Source organism: Brevundimonas sp., assembly GCF_035561115.1.
Classification (GTDB): domain Bacteria; phylum Pseudomonadota; class Alphaproteobacteria; order Caulobacterales; family Caulobacteraceae; genus Brevundimonas.
The window spans coordinates 25,732-51,537 of sequence record NZ_DATMYH010000079.1 but is presented as its reverse complement, the minus strand read 5'-3'; the positions used below and the strand labels follow the sequence as shown (position 1 = coordinate 51,537).

The following is a 25,806-nucleotide window of genomic DNA, read 5'->3' as shown; positions in this document are numbered from 1 at the left end:
GCCCGCGCGTCGATCCCGCCCGGCTGATGGCCCAGGCCTCGCTGCGGCCCCGCATGCAGGGCCTTCGCGTCAACGGTTTCACCGTCTCGGCCGGCGGCGACGGTTCGGCGCTGAAGGCCGCCGGCCTGCAGTCGGGCGACGTCATCCTCGCCGTCAACGGAACCTCGCTGGACCGCCTCGACCGCATCGCCGGCCTGCGCGGCCAGCTGTCGAACGCCGCCAGCGCCGAGATCCGCTTCGAACGCGGCGGCGCCGTGCAGACCACCACCATAAGGACAGGCCGTTGAAGCGATCGAACCGAAGCGTCCTCGCCGCCGTCCTCGGCGCAGTCATCGCCGCCCAGGGCCCCCTGGCCGCGACGCCGGTGCTGGCCCAGTCCGGCGAGCGCCAGACACTGAATGTCCAGGGCGCCGACATCCGCGCCTTCATCCAGGACGTGGCCCGCTCGACCGGCCGGACGTTCATCGTCGATCCGGCGGTGACCGGCACGGTGACCGTGACCAGCGAACGCGCCCTGACCCGCGCCCAGTTGTTCGAGGTCTTCCTGTCGACCCTGCGCGCCAACGGCCTGGTGGTGACCCCGACGTCGTCCGGCGCCTACCGCATCAGCCCGGCCCAGGGCGCGGCGCAGGGCCCGTCGACGGTCGGGTCGGAGCGCTTCTCGACCGAGGTCTTCCAGCTGCGCAACATCGACGCCGCCTCGGCGGCCGAGACCATCCGCCCCCTGGTCGGACCGCAGGGACAGGTGCTGGCCAATCCCGGCGCCAACAGCGTCGTGGTCGCCGACTTCTCCGACAACCTCGCCCGCATCCGCTCGCTGATCAGCCGCATCGACGTCGACCGCACGGGCTTCGAGGTCGTCACCCTGCAGAACTCCTCGGCGCGCGAAATCGCGGCCGTGCTGCAATCCGTGCTCGCCCCTCCCGGCGGCCAGCCGGGGCAGGGGATGGTCACCGTCACGCCGGTCGAGAGTTCAAACTCCATCGTCCTGCGCGGCGATCCCTCGGCCATGGCCCGCATCCGCCCGCTGGTCGAAGACCTCGACCGGCGCGCCGAGTCCGCCGACGACGTCAAGGTCATCTTCCTGCAGCATGCCAACGCCGAGGCGCTGCTGCCCGTGCTGCAGCAGATCGTCGGCCAGCCGATCACCGCCGCCAGCGCCAATGCGACGCCGGTCGCCAACGGCTCGCGGGTCGGCTCGGGCGACGCACCCGCCGCCGTCGTCCCGGCCAGCAGCACGGCCGCCGCCGCCCCCGTCCCGGGCCAGCGCGCCACCATCGCCCGCTTCCCCGGCGCCAATGCGCTGGTCATCTCGGCCTCGGCCGACACCCAGCGCATGCTGTCCGAGGTCATCCGCCAGCTGGACCAGCGCCGCCAGCAGGTGCTGATCGAGGCCATCGTCGTCGAGCTGTCCGACAACGCCGTCAAGGAGCTGGGCGTCCAGTGGCTGCTGGCCGGCGAGGACGGCAATCCGATCGGCCTGACCAACTATTCCAACAGCGGCGTGCCGCTGGTCCCCATCGCCGGCGGCGCGGCGGCGGGCCAGCTGGACGAGGACGATCCCCTGCGCGAACAGCTGCAGAACCTCGCCCTGAACACGCTTCTGGGCGCCAACGGCTTCGTCGGCGGCGGCGGGGGCCGCATCGGCGACGGCCTGTTCGGCTTCATCATCAACGCCGCCAAGAACGACGAAGGGTCCAACCTGCTGCAGACCCCGTCCCTGATGACGCTGGACAATGAGGAGGCCACCATCCTGGTCGGGCAGGAGGTGCCGATCACGACCGGCGAGACCCTGCTGGACGGCAATTCCAACCCCTTCCGCACGACCCAGCGTCAGGACATCGGCGTCAAGCTGATCGTCCGGCCCCAGATCAACGCCGGCGGCTCCATCACCCTGTTCCTGCGGCAGGAGGTGTCCAGCATCAACGGCGTCCTGACCAACTCGGCCAACGACCTGGTGCTGAACAAGCGCGAGCTGGAGACCACCCTGGTGGTCGACGACGGCGACATCGCCGTGGCCGGCGGCCTGCTGGACCAGAACGACCGGATGTCGATCGACAAGGTGCCCGGCCTTGGCGACATCCCCTATGTCGGCGCCCTGTTCCGCTCGACCAGCCATCAGCGCGGGCGGACCAATCTGATGGTCTTCATCCGCCCGACCATCATCCGCAATCCCGGCGACGCCCAGACCCTGGCCGCCGACCGGTGGGGCTATATGCGCCAGCAGCAGCTGAACAACGCCCCCGGCGTCGAACCCGGCCTCGACGAGATGCTGCGCGAATACATGCGCACCCAGCCGCCGGTCGCGCCCGGCGTGACCGCGCCGGTCGGCGAGGTTGTCATCTCGCCCCTGCCGCCCGCCGAACCGGCTTCGGGAGGCTGAGGCCGCGATGATCACCCTGATCAATCCGACCCTGCCGTATGGCTTCGCCAAGCGGCACGGCGTGATCCTGCTCGAGGCCGGCGACATCGCCGTGGTCGGTCTGCGCGAGGGGGCCGACCCCTCGGCCCTGATCGAGACCCGCCGGGCGCTGGGTCGGCCCCTGCGCGTCGAGCCGCTGGGCCAGGCCGCCTTCGACCGCCAGCTGTCGGAAGTCTATGCCGGCGACCATCTGAACGCCGCCGACGGCGACGATCTGGACATGCCGTCGGGGCTGGAAAGCCTGATCGACGACATTCCCGCCGCCGCCGACCTGCTGGACACGGCCGACGACGCCCCGGTGATCCGGCTGATCAACGGCATCATCGCCGAGGCCGTCCGCACCGGCGCCTCGGACATCCATCTGGAGCCGTTCGAGACCGCCCTGACCGTGCGCATGCGGGTCGACGGCGTTCTGCGCGAGGCCCTGTCGCTGAACCCCCGGATCACGCCCCTGCTGGTCTCGCGCATCAAGGTCATGGCGCGGCTGGACATCGCCGAGAAGCGCGTGCCCCAGGACGGGCGCATCCCCCTGACCCTGGGCGGCAAGACGCTGGACGTGCGCGTCTCGACCCTGCCGTCGCGGGCGGGAGAGCGGGTGGTGATGCGCATCCTCGACAAGGAGCAGGCCGGCCTGACCCTGGACCGGCTGGGCATGTCGTCCGAGGCGCTGGACGCCTTCCGCCATGCGCTGAAGGAGCCGAACGGCATCATCCTCGTCACCGGTCCGACCGGCTCGGGCAAGACCACCTCGCTCTACGCCGGCCTGTCGCTGCTGAACGACGCCACGCGCAACATCCTGACGGTCGAGGACCCGGTCGAATACGCCATCGACGGCGTCGGCCAGACCCAGGTCAACCCGAAGGTCGGCATGACCTTCGCCGCCGGCCTGCGCGCCATCCTGCGTCAGGACCCGGACGTGGTCATGGTCGGGGAAATCCGCGACGTCGAGACGGCCCGGATCGCGGTGCAGGCCTCGCTGACCGGCCACCTCGTCCTGTCGACGGTGCATACCAATGACGCCGCCGGCGCCGTCACCCGGCTGCGCGACATGGGCGTCGAGCCCTTCCTGCTGGCCTCGACCCTGCGGCTGATCGTGGCCCAGCGTCTGGTGCGGCGGCTGTGCGGCGAATGCCGCCGGCCTGAGACAGCGGACGCGGCCACGGCCCGGCTGGCCGGGGTCGAGCGCGGCGCCCGCGTCTGGCGGCCGCAGGGCTGCGCCCACTGCCAGAACACCGGCTATGTCGGCCGCGTGGGTCTGTACGAGGTCATCCGCGTCGACGACCGCGTGCGCCGCCTGATCGCCGCCGAGGCCGACGAGGAGGCGATCAACGCCGCCGCCTTCGGCAAGGCCGGCGCCGACACCCTGACCCAGCGGGCGAGGGCGCTCGTTCTCGAAGGCGTCACCTCGGTCGAGGAGGCGGTCCGCGTCACCCGTCAGGAGGCAGCGGACGTCGAACCCGACGCCGCGGATCACGGGGTCGCGGCCTGATGGCGGCCTTCGACTATGTCGCCGTCGACGCCGGCGGTCGGACCGTCACCGGCGCCGTGACCGCCGCCGACGAGGGCGCCGTGCGCGCCGTCCTGGCGCGTCGCCGGCTGATGCCGCTGGAGGTCACGACCGCGCGCGGCGCCGCCACGCGCACCGAACAGACGGGCCCGCGCAAGGCGACGAAGCTCGGGGCCAAGACCCTCGCCTTGACGACGCGGCAGCTCTCGACCCTCGTGTCGGTCGCGCCGATCGAGGAGGCGCTGCGCACCATCGCGCTGCAGGCCGACCGCCCGGCGGTCCGCCGCGTGCTGGACGGCGTCCATTCGGGCGTGATGGAGGGCCGGCGCCTGTCGGACGCCATGGCGCTGCAGGGTCAGGCCTTCCCGCCGCTGTACCGGGCCATGGTCTCGGCCGGCGAGACGTCGGGCTCGCTGGAGCCGATCCTCGAACGGCTGGCCGACGGGCTGGAGCGGGATCAGGTCGTGCGCGGCAAGGTGATCACCGCCCTGGTCTATCCCATCGTGCTGGCGGTCGTGGCCCTGGGCGTCATCACCGCCATGATGACCTTCGTCGTGCCCAAGGTGGTCGACCAGTTCGACAGCATGAACCAGACCCTGCCGCTGCTGACGCGGCTGGTGATCGGCGTGTCCCATCTGATGCGCGACTGGGGCTGGCTGCTGGCGCTGGTCCTCGTCGCCGGGGGGCTGATCGGCGCCGTTCTGCTGCGCAATCCGGCGATCCGGCTGCGCGCCGACACGGCCTTGCTGCGCCTGCCGCTGATCGGCCGCCTGACCCGCGACCTGCACGGGGCGAAGATGGCACGCACGCTCTCGACCATGATCGCGGCGGGCCTGCCTGTGCTGGAGGGTCTGACCATCACCGCCCGCACCGTCTCCAATCGCCGCCTGCGGCTGGCGACCGAGACCATGGCCGATGCCGTGCGCGAGGGCGGGGGCCTGTCCGCCGCCATGCGCCGCGCCGACGTCTTCCCGCCGATCCTCGTCTACATGACCGCTTCGGGAGAGAGCAGCGGCCGGCTGGAGCCCATGCTCGAACGGGCGGCCGACTATCTGGAGCGCGAATTCTCGACCTTCACCGCCGTAATGCTCAGCCTGCTGGAGCCGGCGATCATCGTGGTCATGGGCGGCGTGGTCGCCCTGATCGTCCTGTCGATCCTTCTTCCCATTCTGCAGATCAACACCCTGGCGATGGGGTGAGGAGCGTAGCCATGACGACTGAAATCGAACGCAAGATCGCCAGGCGTCGCCGGCGCGCCGGCTTTACGCTGGTGGAGCTGATGGTGGTCATCGTCATCATCGGCCTGCTGGCCACGGTGGTGGCGATCAACGTCCTGCCCAGCCAGGATCGCGCCATGGTCGGCAAGGCGAAGGCGGACATCTCCACCCTGGAACAGGCCGTCGAGACCTACCGCCTCGACAACCTCGACTTCCCGACCGACCTGCAGGCCCTGGTCGCCGCCCCGGCGGGTCTGGCCAATCCGGAACGCTACCGTCAGGGCGGCTATATCCGTCGCCTGCCGGAGGACCCGTGGGGCAACCCCTACGGCTATCGCCGCCCGAGCGCGCACGGCGGCCAGTTCGACGTCTTTTCGCTCGGCGCCGACGGCAAGGAGGGAGGCGAGGGCAATGACGCCGATCTGGGCAACTGGCAGGGCTGACATCCTTTTGGGCGCTATCGCTCGCCGCGCGGCGGCTCGCTGCTTGAGCGCGATCACGCATGGCGCTCATGCAGTGAGCGACCGCGTCGCGAGCGATAGCGCCAAAAAGGGCAAAGCCGGCTTCACGCTGGTCGAGCTGCTGATGGTCGTGGCTATCCTCGGCCTTGCTGCGGGCGCGGTCGTGCTGGCGGTCCCTGACCCGCGCCCGGCGGTCGGCGCGGAGGCCGAGCGGTTCGCCGCCCGCCTGACCCGCGCCCGCGACGAGGCCGTCCTGTCCAACCGCCCCGTGGCCGTCGAGATCACCTCGACCGGCTACGCCTTCACCGTTTTCGACGGCCGCGAATGGTCCGGCCTGTCCGATGGACCGTTCGGGCCCGAGACCTGGCAACCGGCCACCGCCGTCAGCCCCGCTGAAGGCGCCCGCTTCGTCTTCGACCCCACGGGGGTGGCCGAGCCCGGGACCCTGACGCTCGCTCGCGACGGCAAGGGCAAGACCGTGACGGTGGACGGGGCCGGAGAGGTGACTCTCCAATGATCCTTCTTCTTTCCCGCTCATCCCCGCGAAAGCGGGGACCCAGTCCTTTCGCGAGGCAGGCTCTTCGGGATCGCCTCGGGTGCGCACCCTCTGCCTCCGATCGCCCAAAGAACTGGGTCCCCGCTTTCGCGGGGATGAGCGGGGACTTTGAATCGAAAAGACAGGGGTTCACCCTGATCGAAATGCTGGTCGCCCTGTCGGTGTTCAGCCTCGCCGCCATGGCCTTGCTGAACCTGTCCGGCGAGAACACCCGCTCGGCCGCCCGCGTCGAGACCCGCACCCTCGGCGGCGTCGTCGCCGAAAACCTCGCGGTCGAGGCGGCGACGATCCCGTCGATCGGGGAGGGGACAGCCTCGGGCGAGGTCGAACTGGCCGGCCGCCGCTGGCGCTGGACCCGCGCGGTCGTCGCCACCGACGTGGCCGGCATGCTGCGCATCGACATCCGGGTCAGCGACGCCGAAGGCCAGGCCGCCGAACGCAGCCTGTTCAGGTCGCGCACGCCATGACCCGGCGCGCTGGTTTCACCCTCGTCGAGGTCCTGGTCTCGCTGATGATCTTCGCCATGATTGCGGCGGCGGGCGCGGCGGTGCTGGGCGTCACGATCGACAACCGGTTCGCGGTCAAGGCCGCCAGCGACCGCGTCGGCGACCTGCAGCGCATGCGCGGCCTGTTGCGCGCCGATCTCGGTCAGGCCACCGCCCGCCGCTCGCGCGGCCCCACCGGCCGGCCCACGCCCCAGCCCATGGTCGGCGCGGCGGAGCCGGGCGACCCGATCCTTGTGCTCACCCGCGCCGGCTGGAGCAACCCGGGCGACCAGGCGCGACCCTCGCTGCAACGGGTCGAATACCGGCTGGTCGAAGACCGGCTGGAACGCCGCGTCTCCAGCCATCTGGACGGCGCGCGCCCCGGCCCGTCGCAGGTCTTGTACCGCGGGGTGCGCGACGTCACCGTCGGCTTCGTTCGCGACGGCGAGACGGCTCCGGCATTCATCTCCAGCATCGACCGCCCGCTGCCGGATGCTGTGCGTATCGGCATGACGGTCGAAGGCTACGGCCGCATCGACCAGCTGTTCCTCGTCGGGAGCGGCCGATGAGCAAATCCCGTCGGGATCGCGAGGGCATGGCCCTGCTGACGGTGCTGCTGCTGGTCGCGGTCATGTCGGTGGTCGCCGTGGCCATCCTCGATGACGTCCGCTTCTCCGTGCGCCGCGCCACCAATGTCGAGACCCAGAGTCAGGCCCAGTGGTACGCCGCCGGCGCCGAGACTCTCGCGCGCGGCCAGATCAGGCGCCTGCTCGCGGCCGGCCCGACCCGCACACCGCTCGAGCCCGAATGGAACGGCCGGACCCTCAGCTTCCCCATCGATGGCGGAACCCTCACCGCCACCGTCACGGACGGCCAGGCCTGTTTCAATCTCAACAGCCTCGTCCTCGGCTTCGGCGAGGATCTGGTCGCCCGCCCCCTCGGCGCGGCCCAGTTCCGCGCCCTCGGCCGCGCCGTCGGCGCCCCCGACAGCCGCATCCAGGCCATCGCCGACGCCCTGACCGACTGGCTCGACGCCGACACGACATCCCTGCCTCTGGGAGCCGAGGACGGCGCCTATGCGGGCCTCGCCAAACCCTATCGCACCGGCGGCGTCATGCTGGCCGAGGTCAGCGAGTTGCGGGCGATCAAGGGCGTCGACGCCGACACTTACCGCCGGCTGCGGCCATGGGTCTGTGCCTTGCCAACCACGCGCCTGTCGCCGTTGAACGTGAACACCCTGACGCCCGAGCAGGCGCCCCTTCTGACCATGCTGACCGGCGGCCTGCTCCCGCCGCAGCGGGCGCGGGCGGTGATCGCCGGCCGTCCGCGCGACGGTTGGGCCGACGCCGCCGCCTTCTGGGCCCAGCCCGCCCTGGCGGCCCTGCCGGTCGACGCCGAGGCGCGCGACCAGATCACCGTCCTGACCCGCTTCTTCGACCTGCGGGTCGATGTCGAACTGGGCGGCGCCCACGCCGTCCGCACCGCCCTGCTGGAGGCCGGCTCCGACGGCCGCGTCCGCACCGTGATCCAACGCTGGACCCCCGAAGAATGAAACCCACCCGCCTGATCCTCATTCCGAGCCTGGGAAGCGAGCCCGCGCCCTGTCTGGTCATCACCGACGGTCAGGTGAGCGAGCGCGGCCTGCTGGAGCTGGACGCCGTCGAACGGCCCGAGCCGATGCGCACCGTCGCCGTGGCCCCCGGCGCCGACGTCACCATTCGCTGGCTCGACCTGCCCCCCGGCGGACCGGCCCAACAGCGCGCCGCCGCCCTGTGGATGCTGAAGGACCAGCTCGCCGCCCCCCCCGACCGGCTGGCCGTGGCCCTGGGGCCCGTCCCCGCGGCGGGTCAGCCCCGGCTGGTCGCCCTCGTCGGCCTGTCCCTGCTTCAGGCCTGGACCGACTATCTCGACGCCCTCGGCGTGCGCGCCGACGCCATCGTCCCCGACGCCCTGACCGTGCCCGAGCCGGACGAGGACGACCGCCTCAACGCCGTCGTCTTCGGACCGTCCGTGGCGTTGCGGGGCCGGGGCTTCGCCGCCAGCGTCCAGCCCGATCTGGTCGAGCTGGTCGCCGGCGCCCGCCGCGTCGAGCCCGTCGAGGACAACGCCGCCGTCGAGTTCGCCCTGATCGACGCCGCCCTGTCGCCCCCCGTCAACCTTCTGTCCTCGCAGGACCGGAGAAGCGTCACGGCGCGGCGCGGCTGGGCCCTCGCCTCGGCCCTGGCGGGCCTGCTCGTAGTCTCCCCTCTCGTGCTGGTCGCCGCCGCCGCCGCCCGCGACGACATCGACGCCCGCAACGACGCCGCCCGGGCCCGGGCGGAAATCGCCCGCGTCGCCCCCGATCTCGCCGCCCGGCCCGATCCCGTCGAGGCCCTGCGCCAGCGGGTCCGCGCCGCCCCGCCGCCCGGCGGCGTCGTCGGCGCCGCGGCGGCCCTGTTCGCCGCCGTCGAGGGCGTCGAGGGGGCCGAACTGGACCTGCTGATCGTCGACCCGGCCGCGGGCATGAAGGCCAGCGTCACCCACGCCGACTATCAGGACATGCAGCTGATCAGCCGGGCCATGCGCGCCAGAGGTCTGCGCGTCACCGAAACCGGCACCCTCGACGACCGGGGCCGCATCGTCAGCGACATCACCATCGGGAGCGGCCAATGAACCGGTTCATCGGCCCGCTCGCGCTCTGGTACAGCGGCCGCACCCTGCGCGAACGGCGCATGCTGATGGTCATGGCGGCCCTGCTGCTGGCCGTCATCGTCTGGCTGGGCGTGGTGCGGCCGGTCCTCGCCTGGCGAAGCGCCGCCGCCGATCGCGCCGCCGCCTCCGCTGAAACCCTGGTGGAGGTGCGCGCCGGCGTCGCCGCCCTTGACCCGCCGCGCGCCCCGGCCCGGCCCCCGGCCGAGGGGCTCGATCCCCTGATCCGCCGCACCGCCGGGGCGGCCGGCCTCGAGGTGGTCATCGCCATGAGCCCCTCCGGCCAGCTGGGCTTCCAGCTGTCCCGCGTCCGCTCGGGCCCGCTGTTCGCCTGGCTGGCGGCGCTGGAGGCGGACCACGGTCTGAGCATCTGCGGCCTGGGCGTGATCGAGAACGCCGATGCCACCCTGAACGTCGAGGGCGTCGTCTCCGTCGGGCCGTGCGCGGTCTGAAAACACACGGTTTTCCATCCGCAGACGGGACAAATGTAAAACTTCATACTTCTAACCGTCGCATAATCTTTACAATGCGGAAAAAGAGCGCATTATTCCTCCGGGTCCTGACCGTTTCGGGCCTTCGGGAGAGACTGGAATGCGCGCTTTCGCCCCCTTCTTCGGCCTTGCCGTCTTCGCCACGGCGGCCGTCCTTCCCGCCGGACTGGTCAGCGCGGGCGAGGTCGACCACCCTTCCGCGAAGGCCTCGGGTCGCGTCATCCTGATCTGTAATACCGACGCCGCGACTCGCCGCGCCTTTACCCGCGAACATGGCGCTCCGCCGGTTTTCGTCACCGCCCGGGAGGCGCTGTCCGTGCGTACATCCGACCCGGCCTGGACGACGCCCCGTTGCATGACCGCCCGCGAACACGCCCGCTATCGCGATGCGGCTACGGCATATGCGGCGATCCGCTGAGTCATGAGAGAAGGGGGCGGCGGGCCCGTCCTGCTCCCGGCCGCGCCGCGCCTGCCCGCCTGAGGGTCAGACGGTGGCCGAAGCCGTCGAACAACGCCCTGCGTCGGGAATCTCCGCAGGTTGAGCTGAGGCGGCCCGCACGTCTGGCTGCCCGGATCGCGTAAAGCAGGACCAGGAGTTCGCAGGCGGCTGTCAGCAGGAAGGACAGCCGCAAGCCGACCGTATCCGGCCAACCAAGCGCGCGGACCGGGCGTCGGCGTGACGCCCGGCGGTCGTCATGACCGTTCGCATCGGACATTCCGCCCTTCGGTCGGCCAGGGATGCCCCGCGAACAAAGAACGCCTCCGGCAGACCGATCACAGCGAAACAGGCGTTGGCCGCCACCCAAGGGCCGTCCACCGGCTTCACCCATTCGCTCCGGCGAGAGATGAATGGTAGCGCTAACAGGAAATGCTTTTCAACGCATGCAAATCATGCATCGTGGCCGCCCGTGCTGTCGTTCGCGGTCGGGAAGGGGCGCTGGCCGATGTCGTGAAACAGCGATGGGTCCGGCAATCAGGGAGGAGAGACACATGGCTCGAACGCGTCGCGCCGCCCTTGTGGTGCGGCGTCCCGTGGATATGAAGCGAATCCTGGAAAAGACGACGAGACTGTTCGGGTGGACGGTCCTGGCCTGCTGGGCCCTTCTCGTCGTGGCTCCCGGCGTCGCCGGCGCATCGGAGATCCAGCAGGCAGAGGCCCGCGCCGTCGTGGTCCGCACCGACGGCCCGACCAGGCCCCGCAACCGGATGGCGGAGTTCTCGATCGGCTCGGACTATCCGGGCACATTGATCCGCGAGGACAGTCTGGCGCAGCTGCAGACGATGAGCGAGGAGCTCGGGTTCCGCTACATCCGCTTTCACGACATCTTCCACGACGACATGGGCGTCTATCGTGAGGTGGGCGGCCGGCCGGTCTACGACTTCACCCGCATCGACCATCTGTACGACCGGCTGCTGGGTATGGGGATCAGGCCGTTCATAGAACTGGGCTTCACGCCGGACGCGATGAAGACCTCGGACCAGACGATCTTCTACTGGAAGGGCAACACCTCCCATCCGCAGCCGGAGAAATGGAGCGCGTTGATCGACGCCTTCGTGCGTCACCTGATCGACCGCTATGGCGCCGAAGAGGTGCGCAGCTGGTATTTCGAATTCTGGAACGAGCCGAACCTGGACGGCTTCTGGGAGGGGGCGGACCAGGCGGCCTATCTCGACTACTATGGCCGTACGGTCCGGGCGATCAGGGCGGTCGATCCCACGCTTCGCGTCGGCGGCCCCTCCACGGCCGGCGCCGACTGGGTCCCCGAATTCCTGGCCTATGCCGACCGGCACGACCTGCCGGTCGACTTCGTCACCACCCACACCTACGGCGTCGAGGGCGGTTTCCTCGACGAGATGGGCGAGGGCGACAACAAGCTGTCCCGGAATCCTGACGCGGTGACAGGCGATGTCCGCAGGGTGCGGGCGCAGATCGAGGCGTCGACCCGGCCCGGTCTGCCGCTGTTCTTCACCGAGTGGAGCACCAGCTACAATCCACGCGATCCGATCCACGACGACTATTTCGGCGCCGCCTACATCCTGTCCAAACTCCGCCGGAGCGAGGGACTGGCCCAGGGGATGAGCTACTGGGCCTTCAGCGACCTGTTCGAGGAGCCGGGGCCGCAGACCCGGCCCTTCGACGGCGGGTTCGGCCTGATGACCCCCGATGGAATCCGCAAACCGACGTGGTTCGCCTTCAAATACCTGAACAGCCTCGGCGATCGGGAGCTGGAGACGGGCGATCCCCAGAGCATCGCGGCCCTGAAGGGCGCCACCGTGCAGGTGCTCACCTGGCGGGACGTCCTGCCCGAGCAGCCGGTCAGCAACCGGCCGTTCTTCCGCCAGGTGCGCCCGGCCGCTGACGGACCCCCGCTCGCCCTGACCGTCGAGGGCCTGGCCCCGGGGCGCTACGAGGCGCGCATCCGCCGGACCGGCTTCCGGCGGAACGACGCCTACACCGCCTGGCTGGAGATGGGCCGGCCGGCCGACCTGACCGCCGACCAGCTGGCGGAGCTGCAGGCGCTCACCACGGACGCGCCGGTTCGCCAGAGCGTCGACGTCGGCGCCGACGGCAAGGCCTCGCTGACCCTGCCGATGCGGGACCACGACGTGGTGATGATCGAACTGGACCGCCCATGACCCTGCCCCGCCGCCTGCTGTTCAAGGGCGCCCTCGCCGGCCCCTTCGCGCCCACCCTGGATCCCGGCCAAGTCGTGGAGGCCGCTCCCGGCGTCGGCTTGACTCGAACACAAGGCTACGGACGTTCAGCCGGCGGAGGGTCAAGGTCTGCTTGCCGACGGCGGGCGGATGTCCGCCCCTGGCGCGCCGCAGACTATGCACGGCGCCGTCGCAGCCACGACCTCGCCGCGCCCGTCCTCGAAATTATTAGTTAGCATTTACTTACGGTAAGTGATACATGACCATTCATGGACGGATGGAGCGCACTTGCCGATCCCACGCGGCGCACGATTCTTGAACTGGTCGCGGTGCATCCGCGCCACGTGCAAGAGCTGGCCGATCACCTCCCTGTCAGTCGGCCGGCGGTGTCCCAGCACCTCAAGCTGCTGAAGGAGGCGGGCCTCGTCGTTGACCAGGCTGTCGGCACACGACGGCTCTACCGCGCCAACCCCGCGGGTCTCGCCGCTTTGCGCGCGCAACTCGACTGGTTCTGGGGTCAGACCCTCATAAATCTCAAACAGCAGGCCGAGGCAGAGGATCAATAGCCATGAGTTCTGACACCGCTGACACATCCGTCCGCATGGAGATCACCCTCGACGTTCCGCTCGAACGCGCCTTCACGGTGTTCACCGAGCGCTTCGATCACGTCAAGCCCCGGGAGCACAACATGATGGCAGTCGACATTGCGCAGTCGATTTTCGAGCCAAAGGTCGGCGGCCGCGTCTACGACCGGGGCGTCGACGGCAGCGAGTGTCAGTGGGGCCGCGTGTTGGCCTATGACCCGCCGACCCGCCTCGTCTTCTCGTGGGACATCAGCCCGCGCTGGCAGATCGAGACGGATCAGGCGCGCTCAAGCGAAGTGGAGGTTCGTTTCATCGCCGAGGGCGAGCGACGGACAAGGGTGGAACTGGAACACCGTCATCTCGAACGGCACGGCGAAGGCTGGCAGGGCCTCGCCGCGAGCGTCCAGGGTGATCACGGCTGGCCGCTCTACCTGCAACGGTTCGCCGAAGCGTCGCGCTGAGGCGGGGCGCCACCTCACTCCACCCGACAAAAGCAATACAGGAACTGCTGAGGCGCGCCCCAAGGCGTCTCGTGCAACTCCGTGACGCTGTCCAGGAGACGGAACTTCGGCCCAAACTCGCCATGGAGGTGTTCGGCGTCGTAGCGGACGACGTCCAGTCCGCTGCACGTCTCCGGACCCTCCGGCCCGAACGTCGCGACAATCACATGGCCGCCGGGCCTGACCGCGCGGGCGACCTGCCGAACATATGCGGCCCTGTCGTCTGCGCTTGTCAGGAAATGGAAGACGGCCCGGTCGTGCCAGACATCGTAGCGAGCCGCTTCCAACCCGACTGCCGTGATATCGCCGGTGATCCAGTGCACGGCGGCGGCGGACGGACCCAGCCGGCCCTTCGCCACGTCAATCGCCGCCGGGGAAATGTCGAGCACCGTGACGTCGCTGTAGCCGCGCACGACGAGATCGTCGACCAGCGTCGCCTCCCCGCCGCCCACGTCAATGACCGCGCTGCCGGCATCCGGCGCAGCGTCGGCAATGAGCCGCAGCGAAACCTCAAGGTGGGGCCGATACCAGCTTACGTCGTCCACTGCCCTGGTCTGGTAGACGTTTTCCCAATGCGCCCGGGTCGTCATCGTCGCCACTCCTGAACCAGATTCGAAGCTAGGGATTTGCCCGCCCGAACACCACAGGGGGAATGTCTGCAGGGAGTCGAAACGGTTATTCTATCGCCCACGTTCTCAGTCCGCCTGTCGGCCACGGCTGAATGTCCGGTTCTGGCCAGTCCGGTCCGTTGCCGCACCGATCCTTATGCTGCCTTTATGCCAAGCGGCCCAATCCGAATGGCCCGCTTACGTGTTTGAAGCGTCCTCTCCGGCTCTGAACTGAGCTGGAGGCGTCGGCATGGCCGATCTGATTTTCCTGGCGATCGGCGGCGGGGCGTTTGTCGCCTTCGCCGTTCTCGCCGCTGTCCTGAAGCGGGTGTGACGATGCTGGTCGCCATACTCTGGGGTGTCGGCGCGGTCGTCGTCGCCGTCTACATGGTCGCGGCGCTGCTGCGCCCCGAGCGGTTCTAGGGAGCCGCCGCCATGAACATTCAAGGATGGGCGGAGATCGCCCTGACGATCGGCCTCGCCGCCCTGATCGGCTGGCCCATCGGCCTCTACATGTCGCGCGTCTGGAACGGCGAGCGGACCTGGCTCGACCCGGTGATGAAGCCGGTCGAAGGGCTGTTCTACCGCGCCGCCGGCGTGAACCCGGCGCACAGCCAGGGCTGGCTCGGCTATGCGGGCGCCCTGCTGGCGTTCAATGGGGCGGGATTCTTCCTGCTCTACGCCCTGCTGCGTTTTCAGAACGTCCTGCCGGTCAATCCGCAGGGCTTCGACGGCCTGTCGCCCGACCTGGCCTTCAACGTCGCCGTCAGCTTCGTCACCAACACCAACTGGCAGTCCTACGGCGGTGAGACGACGATGTCGCACTTCAGCCAGATGGCCGGACTGACGGTGCAGAATTTCCTCTCCGCCGCGACCGGCGCCACCATCGCGGCCGCCCTGGCGCGCGCCTTCGTCGCCAATCGCGGCGAGGGGGTCGGCAATTTTTGGGCCGACATGACGCGGACGACGCTCTGGGTGCTTCTGCCCCTCTCGGTGGTGCTCGCGATCGTTCTGGTCGCGCTGGGGGTGACCCAGACCCTGGACGCCTCCGCGACCGCGACCGGACTGGAAGGGGGATCGCAAACCCTGTCCCTGGCGCCCACCGCCGGCCAGCTGGCGATCAAACAACTCGGCATCAACGGCGGCGGCATATTCAACGTCAACTCGGCCCATCCGTTCGAGAACCCGACGCCGCTGACCAATCTGATCACCGCGATCTCGATCAATGTGCTCGGCTGGGCCGCATTTTTCGCCTTCGGCCGCAGCGTGTTGGCGAAGAAGGACGTGCGGGCGCTCGCCGTCGCGGCCCTGGTGCTGCTCAGCCTCTCGGGCGCGGCGATGTATGCGATCGAGACCCAGCCCGCGCCGGCGCTCGTCGCGGCCGGGGTCGACGCCTCGGCCAATATGGAAGGCAAGGAGGTCCGCTTTGGGGTTCCGGCCTCGGTCGCTTGGGCGACCATGACCACCGGGGCCTCGAACGGCTCGGTCAACTCCATGCACGCCAGCTATATGCCGCTGGGCGGCGGGCTGCAGATATTCCTCATGCAACTCGGCGAAATCCTGCCCGGCGGGATCGGGTCCGGCATCGCCGTCATGGTGGTCATGGCCCTGCTCGCGGTCTTCGTCGCGGGGCTGATGGTGGGGCGCACGCCGGAATATCTGGGCAAGAAGATCGAGGCCCGGGAAGTCCAATACGCCATGGTGGCGGTCCTGGTCCTGCCCCTGGCCATTCTCGGCTTCTCGGCCGTGGCGGCGGTTCTTCCGACGGCGCTGGAAGGTCTGCTGAACGACGGGCCGCACGGTCTGTCGGAAATCCTCTACGGCTACACCTCGGCGGCCGCCAACAACGGCTCGGCCTTCGCCGGCCTGACTGCGAACTCGCCGTGGTGGAACACGACCCAGGGCTTGGGGATGCTGTTCGGCCGGTTCGTGCCCGCCATCGCCGTGCTGGCCATCGCCGGCAGCCTGGTCGTCAAGCCCAGGCTGGCCCCGAGCCCCGGCACCCTGCCGACCCACGGGCCGCTGTTCATCGGCCTTCTGATTGGCGTGATCGTCATCCTCGGCGGGTTGCAGTTCTTCCCCGCCCTCGCCCTTGGCCCCCTCGTCGAGCACTTCCAGGTGCTGGGCGTGGTGGCCGGACTCTGATCCGGGACCCCTGACATGACCTTCACAAATCCCGAGCACCTGGGCGAAACCCGCCGGGCCGCTCCCTTGGCCGGCGGCCTGTCCGGCCCCATGCTGGGCCGGGCGGTCGGAGACGCCTTCGTCAAGCTGGACCCCCGCAAGCTGCTGCGGAACCCGGTGATCTTCACCACCTGGATCGTGGCGCTGCTGGCGACGGTTTCGGCCATCGCCGCCGTCGCCGCCGGCGAGGCCGCGGGCTTCGCCATCCAGCTGGCGGTCTGGCTGTGGGCGACCGTGCTGTTCGCCAATATCGCCGAAAGCGTCGCCGAAGGGCGCGGCAAGGCGGCGGCGGACTCGCTGCGCGCCACCCGCGTTACGACGAAGGCCAAGCTGATCGTCGATCCGAAAACCGGCCTGACGGTGCCGACGCCCGCTGGAGAACTGGAGGTCGGCTCGATCGTGCTGGTCGAGGCGGGCGACGTCATCCCCTCGGACGGCGAGATCGTCGAGGGCATCGCCTCGGTCAACGAGGCCGCCATCACCGGTGAGAGCGCGCCCGTGATCCGCGAAAGCGGCGGCGACCGGTCGGCCGTCACCGGCGGCACCACTGTAGTGTCCGACTGGATCAAGGTCCGGATCACATCGGCCCCCGGCTCGACCTTCCTCGACCGCATGATTTCAATGGTCGAGGGCGCCAACCGCCGGAAGACGCCGAACGAACTGGCCTTGTCCGTGCTGCTGGCCGGCCTGACGCTCGTCTTCCTGATCGCCGTGGTGACGCTGCTGGGGCTCGGCGCCTACTCCGGCATCACCCTGGATCCCATCGTCCTCGGCGCCCTGTTCATCACCCTGATCCCCACCACCATCGGCGGCCTGCTGTCCGCCGTCGGCATCGCCCGCTCTGGCGGCACACCGCTGGCGGTGGTCGAAAGCGGCGTCATTGTCGGCATCATCCACCTGAAGGACGTGATCAAGCCCGGCATGAAGGAGCGGTTCGCCGACCTCCGCCGCATGGGCCTGCGCACGGTAATGATTACGGGCGACAACCCGGTCACCGCCGCCGCCATCGCCTCGGAAGCCGGGGTCGACGACTACCTCGCCGAGGCCACCCCCGAGGACAAGATGCGCCTCATCAAGGCCGAACAGGCCAAGGGCCGGCTGGTCGCGATGTGCGGGGACGGCGCCAACGACGCCCCGGCGCTGGCCCAGGCCGACGTAGGCGTGGCCATGCAGACCGGGGCCCAGGCCGCGCGCGAGGCCGGCAACATGGTCGACCTCGACAGCGACCCGACCAAGGTCATCGAGATCGTCGAGGTCGGCAAACAGCTGCTGATCACGCGCGGGGCCCTGACGACCTTCTCGATCGCCAACGACCTGGCCAAATATTTCGCCATCATCCCGGCGATGTTCGTGGTCGCCCTGCCGGCGCTCGGCGCGCTGAACGTCATGGGGCTGCACAGCCCCGAGAGCGCCATCCTGTCGGCGGTGATCTTCAACGCCCTGGTGATCGTCGCCCTGATCCCGCTGGCCCTGCGCGGCGTCAAATACCGCGCCATCGGGGCCGGGGCCCTGCTGTCCCGCAACCTGCTGATCTACGGACTCGGCGGCCTCGTCGCCCCGTTCGTCGGCATCAAACTCATCGACGTCGTCATCTCCGGCCTCGGCCTGGCGTGACCCGTTCACACAGAGTGATTTTCATGACCCGCAAATCCCGCTTCAAGGCCGCCGGCCGCAACGATCTCTGGTTCGCCGGCGCCTGCCTGGCCGCCCTGGTCGTCTGGGGCGTCGCCTCGCACGCCGACGCCCAGACGGTCGACGAGCCCTCCGGCCCCGCCATCGCCTGGAACGCTGCCGTCGGCTCCGATTATGTGTTCCGGGGCGTTAGCCAGACCGAGGAAGACGCCGCGACCTCGGGCGGCGTCGATCTGACCAGCGGAACCTTCTACGCCGGCGCCTGGGCCTCCAACGTCGCCTTCCCCGGAGACACCGACACCAGCGCCGAGATCGACCTCTATGCCGGCGTCCGCCCCGAGTTCGCGGGCTGGATCTGGGACTTCGGCGCGGTCGGCTATTTCTACACCGGCCAGCCGAATGGCGCGGACTACGACTATGTGGAAGTGAAGGCCGCCGCCTCGCGCGCCATCGGCCCGGCCACCCTCGGCGCCGCCGTCTACTGGTCGCCCGACTACTTCGGCGCCGCCGAGGACGAGGCGACCTGGGTCGAGGCCAACGCCGCCTTCTCGCTGGCCGACAAATGGACGATCTCGGGCGCCGTCGGACGCCAGTTCCTGTCCTCGGACTTCGACTACACGACCTGGAACCTGGGCGTGGCCCGGCAGCTGACCGACACCCTGGCCCTCGATGTCCGCTACCACGACACCGACGAGCACGACTTCGGCGACATCTACGGCAGCCGCGCCGTGGCCTCGCTGAAGGCGGCCTTCTAGAGGACGACGACGATGTTCAGCCAACTCCGCCCCGCGATCGTCATGATCGCCCTGTTCACCCTCCTGCTCGGCGTGGCCTATCCGCTTGGGGTCACCGGAATCGCCCAGCTCGCCTTCCCGGCGCAGGCCGACGGCAGCCTGATCCGCGACGCCAACGGTCAGGTCGTCGGCTCGGCCCTGATCGGCCAGCCCTTCGCCGAGGCGCGCTATCTGCACCCCCGGCCCTCGGCCGCCGGCGACGGCTATGACGCCTCAGCCTCTTCGGGCTCGAACCTCGGCCCGCTCAACGCCGACCTGGCCGCACGCATCAGGACCGACGCCGACGCCATCCGGGCCGACACCGGCGCGGCGGTCATCCCCGCCGACGCCGTGACCACCTCCGCCTCGGGTCTCGACCCCCACATCTCTCCGGCCTACGCTCGCCTGCAGGCGGCGCGCGTGGCGCAGGCGAGAGGGATCGACGTGGCGGCGGTGCAGCAGGTGATCGACGCGAACACCGAGGGCTCCCTGCTCGGCTTCATCGGCCAGCCGCGCGTCAATGTGCTGCTGACCAACCGGGCGCTCGACGCCCGCTTCCCCGCCGCGACCTGACTTGCCGGATACCCCACCCGCTCCCGATCCCTCGCCGGTCGCCCTGACGCGGCCGAAACGCGGGCGGCTGAAGGTGTTCCTCGGCATGTCGCCGGGGGTCGGCAAGACCTATGAGATGCTGCGCGCCGCCCGACGCCGAAAGGCCGAGGGCGGCGACGTCGTTGTCGGGGTGGTCGAGACCCACGGCCGGCGCGAGACCGAAAGCCTGCTGCGCGGTATGGAAGTGCTGCCGCGCCGACCCATCGACTACAAGGGCCGCGCCCTGATGGAGTTCGACATCGACGCGGCCCTGGCGCGCAAGCCCGGCCTGCTGCTGGTCGATGAATACGCCCATTCCAACGTCCCCGGTTCCCGCCACCCCAAGCGCTGGCAGGATGTGGAGGAGATCCTCTCCGCCGGCGTCGACGTCTGGACCACGCTGAACGTCCAGCATCTGGAAAGCCTGTCCGACGTGGTGCTGCGCATCACCGGCGTGCGCCAGCGCGAGGCCGTGCCCGACAGCGCCCTGAGCCGGGCCGACGACATCGAGGTCGTCGACATCACCCCCGACGAACTGCGCAAACGCCTGTCCGAGGGCAAGGTCTATGTGCCCGAGACCGCGCGCCTCGCCTCGGAGAATTTCTTCAAGGTCGAGAACCTGACCGCCTTGCGCGAAATGGCGCTGCGGCGGGCCGCGCAGACGATCGACGACCAGCTTCTGGCGACCCTGCGCGAGCGCGGCGTCGAGGGGCCGTGGGCGGCGGGCGAGCGTATTCTGGTTCTCGTCGGCGGCGACGCGATGGCGGCGTCCCTGGTGCGTACGGGTCGGCGACTGTCGGACATGATGATGGATGCGCCCTGGACCGTCGCCCATGTCGAACGGCCGAACCGGCCGGTCTCCGGCCCCGACAGCGCCGCCCGGCTGAGCCAGGCCTTCATGCTGGCCGAGCAGTTGGGGGGGCGCACCGTCGTCCTCACCGGCGACGACGTGGTCAAGGCGGTGATGGACCACGCCCATCGCAACAACGTCACCCAGATCGTCATCGGCAAGGGTCGGGACAGCCGCATCAGCGACCTTCTCGGCCGGTCGCTCGCCGCCGGCCTGTTGCGGGCGGCGAGAGGGGTGGCGATCCATATCGTCACCGACCCTGGCGGCGCACCGGCCGAGCGGCCGGAAAAGGAGGCGCCGGCGACGGTCCGGTCGCTCCTCTGGCGCGGCTATGCGGTCGGCGCCGGTTTCATCGGCGTCGCCACCAGCCTGGCGCTGTTCCTCGATCGCACATTCGAGCGGGTCGATCTGGGGGTGTTGTATCTGTCCGCCGTGCTGGCGGCGGGCGTCCTGTTCGGTCTGCGTCCGGCGCTGGCGGCGGCGACGGTCGCCTTCCTGACCTACAACTTCCTCTTCCTCGAGCCGCGCTACACCTTCCTGATCGGCTCGCCGACGGACATCCTGACCTTGGTCGCCTTCTGGGCCGTGGCGTTGGCGACCGGGAGTCTGGCGGGGCGGGTGCGGGACCAGGCGCGCAACGCCCAGAGACGGGCCTCGGCGGTGTCGGCCCTGCTCGCCGCCAGCCAGGCCCTGTCCGCCGCCGAGGATCAACTCGGCGCCGCACGGGTGCTGGCCGAGCAGACCGCCGCCGCCGTCGGGGCGAGGACGATCGTCCTGCTTCCTCGTGACGGCGACATCACCCCGGTCGCGGGCGCGCCGGAACTGGAGACGCTGGGCGCCGCCGCCATGGCCGCGGCCCGTTGGGCGTGGGAGCGGGGCGAGCCCGCCGGTCACGGCACCGGAACACTGCCGCAGACCAGCTGGACCTTCCGCCCCCTGCAAGGCGTCCGGGCCCGCTCCGGCGTGGCGGGGATCGAGGCGGACGCCCTCGCGCCCGGCTCGGACGAGGAGCGGCTGGCCCTGGCCCTGCTGGAACAGGGGGCCGTGGCGCTGGAGCGGGCGCAACTGGCCGGCGACGCGGTCGAGACCGAGACCCTGCGCCGCACTGACCGCTTTCGCGGGGCCCTGATGAACTCGGTCAGCCACGATCTGCGCACCCCGCTCTCGACCGTGCTCGGCGCCGCCACCACCCTGATCGACTATGGCCCGACCCTGAAGCCCGCGGTGCGCAAGGACCTGCTGCTCAGCATCCGAGAGGAGGCCGAGCGGCTCAGCCGCTACGTCGGCGACCTGCTGGACATGACCCGGCTCGAGGGCGGCGCGCTCAATATCAGGGCCGACTGGACCGACGTGCGGGACGTTCTGAACGCGGCGGCCGAGCGGGTGTCGCGCCGTCTCGGCGCGCGGCGTCTGACCCGCGACTTTCCAGCCGAACTCAGCATGGTCAGTCTCGACCAGGGCCTGCTGGAGCAGGCGCTGGTCAACATTCTGGAGAACGCCATCGCCTACAGCCCCGACGGCTCAACCATCGAACTGGCGGCCTATGAGGACCGGGGCTCGGTGGTGATCAGCATCGAGGACGAGGGCAAGGGCATACCCACCGCCGAACTGGAGAGGGTGTTCGACAAATTCCGCCGCATGGAGGAACAACCGGACCGCTCCAAGGGCGCCGGTCTCGGACTCGCCATCGCCAGGGGATTCGTGGAGGCCATGAACGGCCGCATCGCCGCCGCCAGCCCGATCCTCGACGACCACGGCACCCGCATCCTGATCAGCCTGCCCAAGTCCATCCCCACCCACCCGGACCTGCTATAGAGCCCCATGTCGGCCGCCAGACCCCGTATCCTCGTCATCGACGACGAACCGCAGATACACCGCTTCCTGTCGCCCGCGCTCGACGCCGCCGGCTATGAGCCGAAACGCGCCGACAGCGGCCAGGAGGGGCTTCGCGGCATCGCCCTGTGGAGCCCCGACGCCGTGGTGCTCGACCTCGGCCTGCCCGACATGGACGGCAAGGAGGTGCTCGTTCGCGCCCGGGAGTTCTATACGGGCCCCGTCATCATCCTGTCCGCCCGCGACCGCGAGGCCGAGAAGATCGAGGCGCTGGATCTGGGCGCCAACGACTTCGTCGAGAAGCCTTTCGGGGTCGGAGAACTTCTCGCGCGGCTGCGGGCGAACCTGCGCCAGGCTGTCGCTCGCCACCAACCTGCCGGACCGCTGAGTATCGGCGACGTGGTCATCGACCTTGAGCGCCGTCTGGTGACACGCGGCGCGGCCGCCATCCGCCTGACGCCCAAGGAATATGAGGTCTTGGCCCACCTCGCCCGTGACGCCGGCAAGGTGATCGGCCACGCCGCCCTGCTGACCGCGGTCTGGGGCGCCGCCCACAAGGAAGACACCCAGTATCTGAGGGTTCTCGTCGGCCAGTTGCGGCAGAAACTTGAAGCTGACCCGGCCCACCCTCAGTTGATCGAGACCGAGCCAGGGGTGGGCTACAGGCTCAGGAGCTGATCGGAGCGCCGAGGGACCGGCTCCGGTCTTACGTCCGCTCATGGGTGCGCTAGATGACGAAGCAGCAGGTGCAGGGTCGTCGGGTCACTGTACGTCAGGAGAAAACGGGGCAGCTCGTCGACATCAGCCAGCATCCCCAGCTCAAGGCGTCTATCGCGGCGAGTGCATCTGGTCATCTGGTCCTGTTGACGACGGAATTCGGCAAGCCCTTCACCGCCAAGGGCTTCGGCAACTGGATCAGCAAGGCAGCAGACGCGCGGGCTTGCCGCACGGCTCAGCGCAGGGACTCCGCAAGGCGGCGACCCGACGTTGGCCGGGGCGGGATGCTCTGCGCACCAGATCATGGCCATCACCGGCCGCCAGACTCTCAAGGAAGTCAAACGGTACACCCCGAGGCTGGACGTCGAAAACTCGCCGACAGCGCCATGGAGCGCATCGGGAAGAGCACGCAAGCAGAACAAGACCTGTCTAACCCCGTCCCTCCGGTTAGACAGAATGGAAAGTAAGATTATAAAATTACGTAAGAAAATCAACGAGGTGTCGGTGCTGTCAGTCCAACGACGACTTGTCTCCACGACTTGCCCTTGCGACCGGGCTGGCTGACCCGCCTTAACGTGAGGCCGGGTTTAGGCTGACAGAGCCGATCGCGTTCAAGAGTCAGCGTTTTCGGCGGACGTCATTCGGTGCGCGGTCTGGCTGCTCTTCCACTTCAGCCTGAGTTTCCGGGACACGGAGGCCGAATCGAAGCTGCTCCGGCGCCCGCTCCATTGCCAGCGGTGGAGCCGGTGATGATCACGACCGACGGCGTCGATGGCGCCGCCCTCGATCAGTTGGATCTGCGCCATTTGCACCGGCCAGGTCGTCTTCGGGAGAACAATCGGGCGGAAAACTCCCATCCCCGATTTGACGACGAGAACAGCGGCTGCAGGGTTCAGATATCAAGCCATGGCCCGGAGAGTCCTCACCACCCAGCCGGCGATCTCCATCACATTTGACGGTCAACGCCATCCAGGCAGCGCCGAAGCCGGTGTCTGCCCGGGCAGTGCGGCGCCAGGAAGCCGGCAGGTCAGGACGGCTTTCGACATTGCGAGGCCAAGCTGACAGCGCCGACTGGACACAAGCGTTCGCGGCACGCGAAGATCGCCGCATGTCGTCACCGCTTTTCTTCCTTGATCCTGGCAGCGACCTTGGCCTCCAGGATCAGGTGCGCCGGAAACTGGTCGACGCCGCCTGCGCCGGCGCGTTTCCGCCGGGGCGCCGGCTGCCCTCCTCGCGGGCCCTGGCCGCCCAACTGGGAATCGCCCGCAATACGGTGACGCTGGCCTATCAAAAGCTGGTTGACGAGGGTCTGTTCATCAGCCGCGAGCGCAGCGGGATCTATGTCGACCACGACATGCTGCGCGGCCGCGCCGCCGTGGAGTCCGTGGCAGGCGGCCGGGAGCCGCTTCGGTCGTCACGCTGGACGGACCGGTTCAAGACCGGGGAGGGGGACGTCCCCACGGCCCGCCGGGCGCCCAACTGGCGCCAGTATCCCTTTCCCTTCATCGATGGACTGTTTGACGCCTCGCTGTTCCCGGTGACGGAATGGCGCGAGGCCAGCCGCCAGGCCCTGACGGTGGGCGATATCAGCCAGTGGTCCATGGATAGCGGCGACGCCGACGACCCGATGCTGATCGAGGAGATACGCACCAAGGTGCTGCCGCGACGCGGCATCCGGGCCCGGCCGGACGAAATCCTGATCACCGTCGGCGCCCAGCAGGCGCTGGCGCTGGTCAGCCAGATGCTGATCGATCGGGACAGCACCGTCGCCGTCGAGAATCCCGGCTATCCCGACATGCGCCGGCTGGTCGCGGATCGCGGGGCCCGGCTCGTCTTCCAGCCGGTGGATGACGAGGGGCTGGTGGTCGATCGCCGGCTCGACGACTGCGACCTGGTCTATGTGACGCCCAGCCACCAGTTCCCCACCGGGGTCATGATGACCCAGGCCCGTCGCGAGGCCCTGCTGAGGAAGGCGGCGGCCCGGGACATGGTCATCATCGAGGATGATTTCGCCTGCGAGACCAACTACCTCGACCAGGCCTGTCCGGCGCTGCGCAGCCTCGACCAGGATGACCGGGTGATCTATGTCGCCGGCCTGTCCAAGGTGCTGGGGCCGGGCTTGCGGCTGGGCTTCATCGTGGCCTCGCCCGAGGTGATCGCCGAAGCCCGGCGGCTGCGTCATCTCGCGGTGCGGCATCCGCCCCTGAACAATCAGCGCACCGCGGCGCATTTCCTGGGCATGGGTCATTACGATGCGACCATGATACGGCTGGGGCGGCTGTTCCGCGAGCGGCGCACGGCGCTGCGCGACGCCCTCAACCACTACCTCCAGCAGTCGGTGGCCATTGCCCCGCTGCGCGGCGGCGCGACCTACTGGGTGCGGGGGCCGGACCACCTGGATGTCGAGGAATTCGCGGCCCAGGCCGAGCGGCGGGGGGTGCTGATCGAACCGGTCGGACCCTATTTCGCCGACGGCAAGGGGCCGCGGAACATCTTCCGCCTGGGGGTCACCAGCCTGCCGATCGATCGCATCCGCGAGGGCGTGGCCGTGCTGGCCGACCTGATGCGTGATCTCCCGGTCGCCGCCCGGACTTTTCCCTATTCGGTCGAACAGCGGCTTGAAGGCCAAGCGCTTCAGGCGGCGATGTCGGGCTCGGTCCTGCTATGCAAGACCGTCTACGGCGATCCCTGCACCATCGAACTTCTGCCGGACGGGCAAATGATCGGTCGGGCGGGCTATGCGAACGAGGACTGCGACGTCGGGCGGTGGTGGGTCGAGGGCGATGTCTGGCGGCGACAGTGGACGCGCTGGTCCTATGGCGAGATCTCCAGCCTGAGAACCGTCATTGTCGGCGACCGCATCGGGTGGTTCGACGCGGGCGGGCGGCTGCTGGACTCCGCGGTCATCCGACGGGCGGAGACGGATTGAGCCTGGCGCCAGATTTCTACTCCTGCGCGCTATGAGCCGAAACTGGCCCCATTGAAGCGTCGCCACTGGCGCTATGTGGCGATCGCCGACGCCGTCACTCTCCTGTCACAGGGTCCGAAAGGA

Annotated in this window: 25 protein-coding genes; 24 read left to right on the top strand and 1 reads right to left on the bottom strand. The window is 69.4% G+C overall.

All coding sequences use genetic code 11. The features are described from left to right. From VN378_RS10155 to VN378_RS10085, 15 genes are all read left to right on the top strand, one after another. Positions 1–287 (top strand): PDZ domain-containing protein (locus tag VN378_RS10155; RefSeq protein WP_325743462.1); only part of this gene is annotated, 287 nt, incomplete at its 5' end. Next, positions 284–2,383, top strand: coding sequence for a type II secretion system secretin GspD (gene gspD / locus VN378_RS10150; RefSeq protein WP_325743461.1), 2,100 nt, complete (start codon positions 284–286; stop codon positions 2,381–2,383). The genes VN378_RS10155 and gspD, both read left to right, overlap by 4 nt. 7 nt (positions 2,384–2,390) lie before the next feature. Continuing rightward, on the top strand, positions 2,391–3,911 hold the full coding sequence (gspE, locus tag VN378_RS10145) for a type II secretion system ATPase GspE (protein WP_325743460.1): 1,521 nt from the start codon (positions 2,391–2,393) through the stop codon (positions 3,909–3,911). Continuing rightward, on the top strand, positions 3,911–5,128 hold the full coding sequence (gene gspF, locus VN378_RS10140) for a type II secretion system inner membrane protein GspF (RefSeq protein ID WP_325743459.1): 1,218 nt from the start codon (positions 3,911–3,913) through the stop codon (positions 5,126–5,128). Before gspE ends, gspF begins: the two co-directional genes overlap by 1 nt. 11 nt (positions 5,129–5,139) lie before the next feature. Further along, the gene (gene gspG, locus VN378_RS10135; protein WP_325743458.1) at positions 5,140–5,589 is read left to right on the top strand and encodes a type II secretion system major pseudopilin GspG; all 450 of its coding nucleotides are present in this window, start codon (positions 5,140–5,142) and stop codon (positions 5,587–5,589) included. A 73-nt stretch (positions 5,590–5,662) separates the two neighbouring features. Further along, positions 5,663–6,124 (top strand): GspH/FimT family pseudopilin, encoded by a 462-nt coding sequence (locus tag VN378_RS10130; protein ID WP_325743457.1) that lies wholly within the window; start codon positions 5,663–5,665, stop codon positions 6,122–6,124. 134 nt (positions 6,125–6,258) lie between these two features. After that, on the top strand, positions 6,259–6,630 hold the full coding sequence (gene gspI / locus VN378_RS10125) for a type II secretion system minor pseudopilin GspI (RefSeq protein WP_325743455.1): 372 nt from the start codon (positions 6,259–6,261) through the stop codon (positions 6,628–6,630). Beyond that, positions 6,627–7,217 (top strand): type II secretion system minor pseudopilin GspJ, encoded by a 591-nt coding sequence (gene gspJ, locus VN378_RS10120; protein WP_325743453.1) that lies wholly within the window; start codon positions 6,627–6,629, stop codon positions 7,215–7,217. Before gspI ends, gspJ begins: the two co-directional genes overlap by 4 nt. After that, positions 7,214–8,200 (top strand): type II secretion system minor pseudopilin GspK, encoded by a 987-nt coding sequence (gene gspK, locus VN378_RS10115; RefSeq protein WP_325743451.1) that lies wholly within the window; start codon positions 7,214–7,216, stop codon positions 8,198–8,200. Before gspJ ends, gspK begins: the two co-directional genes overlap by 4 nt. Next, the gene (gene gspL / locus VN378_RS10110; protein ID WP_325743450.1) at positions 8,197–9,300 is read left to right on the top strand and encodes a type II secretion system protein GspL; all 1,104 of its coding nucleotides are present in this window, start codon (positions 8,197–8,199) and stop codon (positions 9,298–9,300) included. Before gspK ends, gspL begins: the two co-directional genes overlap by 4 nt. After that, positions 9,297–9,788, top strand: coding sequence for a type II secretion system protein GspM (gene gspM, locus VN378_RS10105; protein ID WP_325743448.1), 492 nt, complete (start codon positions 9,297–9,299; stop codon positions 9,786–9,788). The genes gspL and gspM overlap by 4 nt, the downstream gene beginning before the upstream one ends. Positions 9,789–9,927: 139 nt before the next feature. Continuing rightward, entirely contained in the window at positions 9,928–10,245 is a 318-nt protein-coding gene (locus tag VN378_RS10100; protein WP_325743446.1) for a hypothetical protein, read from the top strand. A gap of 572 nt (positions 10,246–10,817) precedes the next feature. After that, positions 10,818–12,464 carry a GH39 family glycosyl hydrolase gene (locus VN378_RS10095; protein WP_325743444.1) on the top strand — a complete coding sequence of 549 codons (1,647 nt, stop codon included), beginning with the start codon at positions 10,818–10,820 and terminating at the stop codon, positions 12,462–12,464. A 287-nt stretch (positions 12,465–12,751) separates the two neighbouring features. Further along, a complete protein-coding gene (locus VN378_RS10090) occupies positions 12,752–13,048 on the top strand; it encodes a metalloregulator ArsR/SmtB family transcription factor (protein ID WP_325743442.1) in 297 nt (98 codons plus the stop codon). Between the two features lie 2 nt (positions 13,049–13,050). Next, positions 13,051–13,527 (top strand): SRPBCC family protein, encoded by a 477-nt coding sequence (locus VN378_RS10085; protein WP_325743441.1) that lies wholly within the window; start codon positions 13,051–13,053, stop codon positions 13,525–13,527. Positions 13,528–13,541: 14 nt separating this feature from the next. On the opposite strand, the gene VN378_RS10080 is transcribed toward VN378_RS10085, so the two are convergent. Then, positions 13,542–14,156, bottom strand: a complete 615-nt coding sequence (locus VN378_RS10080) for a class I SAM-dependent methyltransferase (protein WP_325743439.1) — start codon at positions 14,154–14,156, stop codon at positions 13,542–13,544. 354 nt (positions 14,157–14,510) lie between these two features. On the opposite strand from VN378_RS10080, the gene VN378_RS10075 reads away from it, so the two are divergent. The 9 genes from VN378_RS10075 (at position 14,511) to VN378_RS10035 (ending at position 25,683) form a co-directional block, all read left to right on the top strand. Beyond that, positions 14,511–14,597, top strand: coding sequence for a potassium-transporting ATPase subunit F (locus tag VN378_RS10075; RefSeq protein ID WP_332640023.1), 87 nt, complete (start codon positions 14,511–14,513; stop codon positions 14,595–14,597). Between the two features lie 12 nt (positions 14,598–14,609). Beyond that, complete coding sequence (kdpA, locus tag VN378_RS10070) at positions 14,610–16,319, top strand: potassium-transporting ATPase subunit KdpA (RefSeq protein ID WP_325743436.1); 1,710 nt, start codon at positions 14,610–14,612, stop codon at positions 16,317–16,319. A gap of 15 nt (positions 16,320–16,334) precedes the next feature. After that, the gene (locus VN378_RS10065; protein WP_325743435.1) at positions 16,335–17,972 is read left to right on the top strand and encodes an HAD-IC family P-type ATPase; all 1,638 of its coding nucleotides are present in this window, start codon (positions 16,335–16,337) and stop codon (positions 17,970–17,972) included. A 23-nt stretch (positions 17,973–17,995) separates the two neighbouring features. Next, a complete protein-coding gene (locus VN378_RS10060; protein WP_325743433.1) occupies positions 17,996–18,745 on the top strand; it encodes a TorF family putative porin in 750 nt (249 codons plus the stop codon). Between the two features lie 12 nt (positions 18,746–18,757). Continuing rightward, a complete protein-coding gene (kdpC, locus tag VN378_RS10055; protein WP_325743431.1) occupies positions 18,758–19,336 on the top strand; it encodes a potassium-transporting ATPase subunit KdpC in 579 nt (192 codons plus the stop codon). Position 19,337: 1 nt separating this feature from the next. Beyond that, positions 19,338–22,019 (top strand): sensor histidine kinase KdpD, encoded by a 2,682-nt coding sequence (locus VN378_RS10050; protein WP_325743429.1) that lies wholly within the window; start codon positions 19,338–19,340, stop codon positions 22,017–22,019. 6 nt (positions 22,020–22,025) lie between these two features. Further along, the gene (locus VN378_RS10045; protein WP_325743427.1) at positions 22,026–22,715 is read left to right on the top strand and encodes a response regulator transcription factor; all 690 of its coding nucleotides are present in this window, start codon (positions 22,026–22,028) and stop codon (positions 22,713–22,715) included. Positions 22,716–23,503: 788 nt separating this feature from the next. Continuing rightward, positions 23,504–23,710: a hypothetical protein gene (locus VN378_RS10040; RefSeq protein ID WP_325743425.1), complete on the top strand. Its 207-nt coding sequence runs from the start codon at positions 23,504–23,506 to the stop codon at positions 23,708–23,710. Between the two features lie 152 nt (positions 23,711–23,862). Beyond that, positions 23,863–25,683 carry a PLP-dependent aminotransferase family protein gene (locus VN378_RS10035; RefSeq protein WP_325743423.1) on the top strand — a complete coding sequence of 607 codons (1,821 nt, stop codon included), beginning with the start codon at positions 23,863–23,865 and terminating at the stop codon, positions 25,681–25,683. Positions 25,684–25,806: the final 123 nt, after the last annotated feature.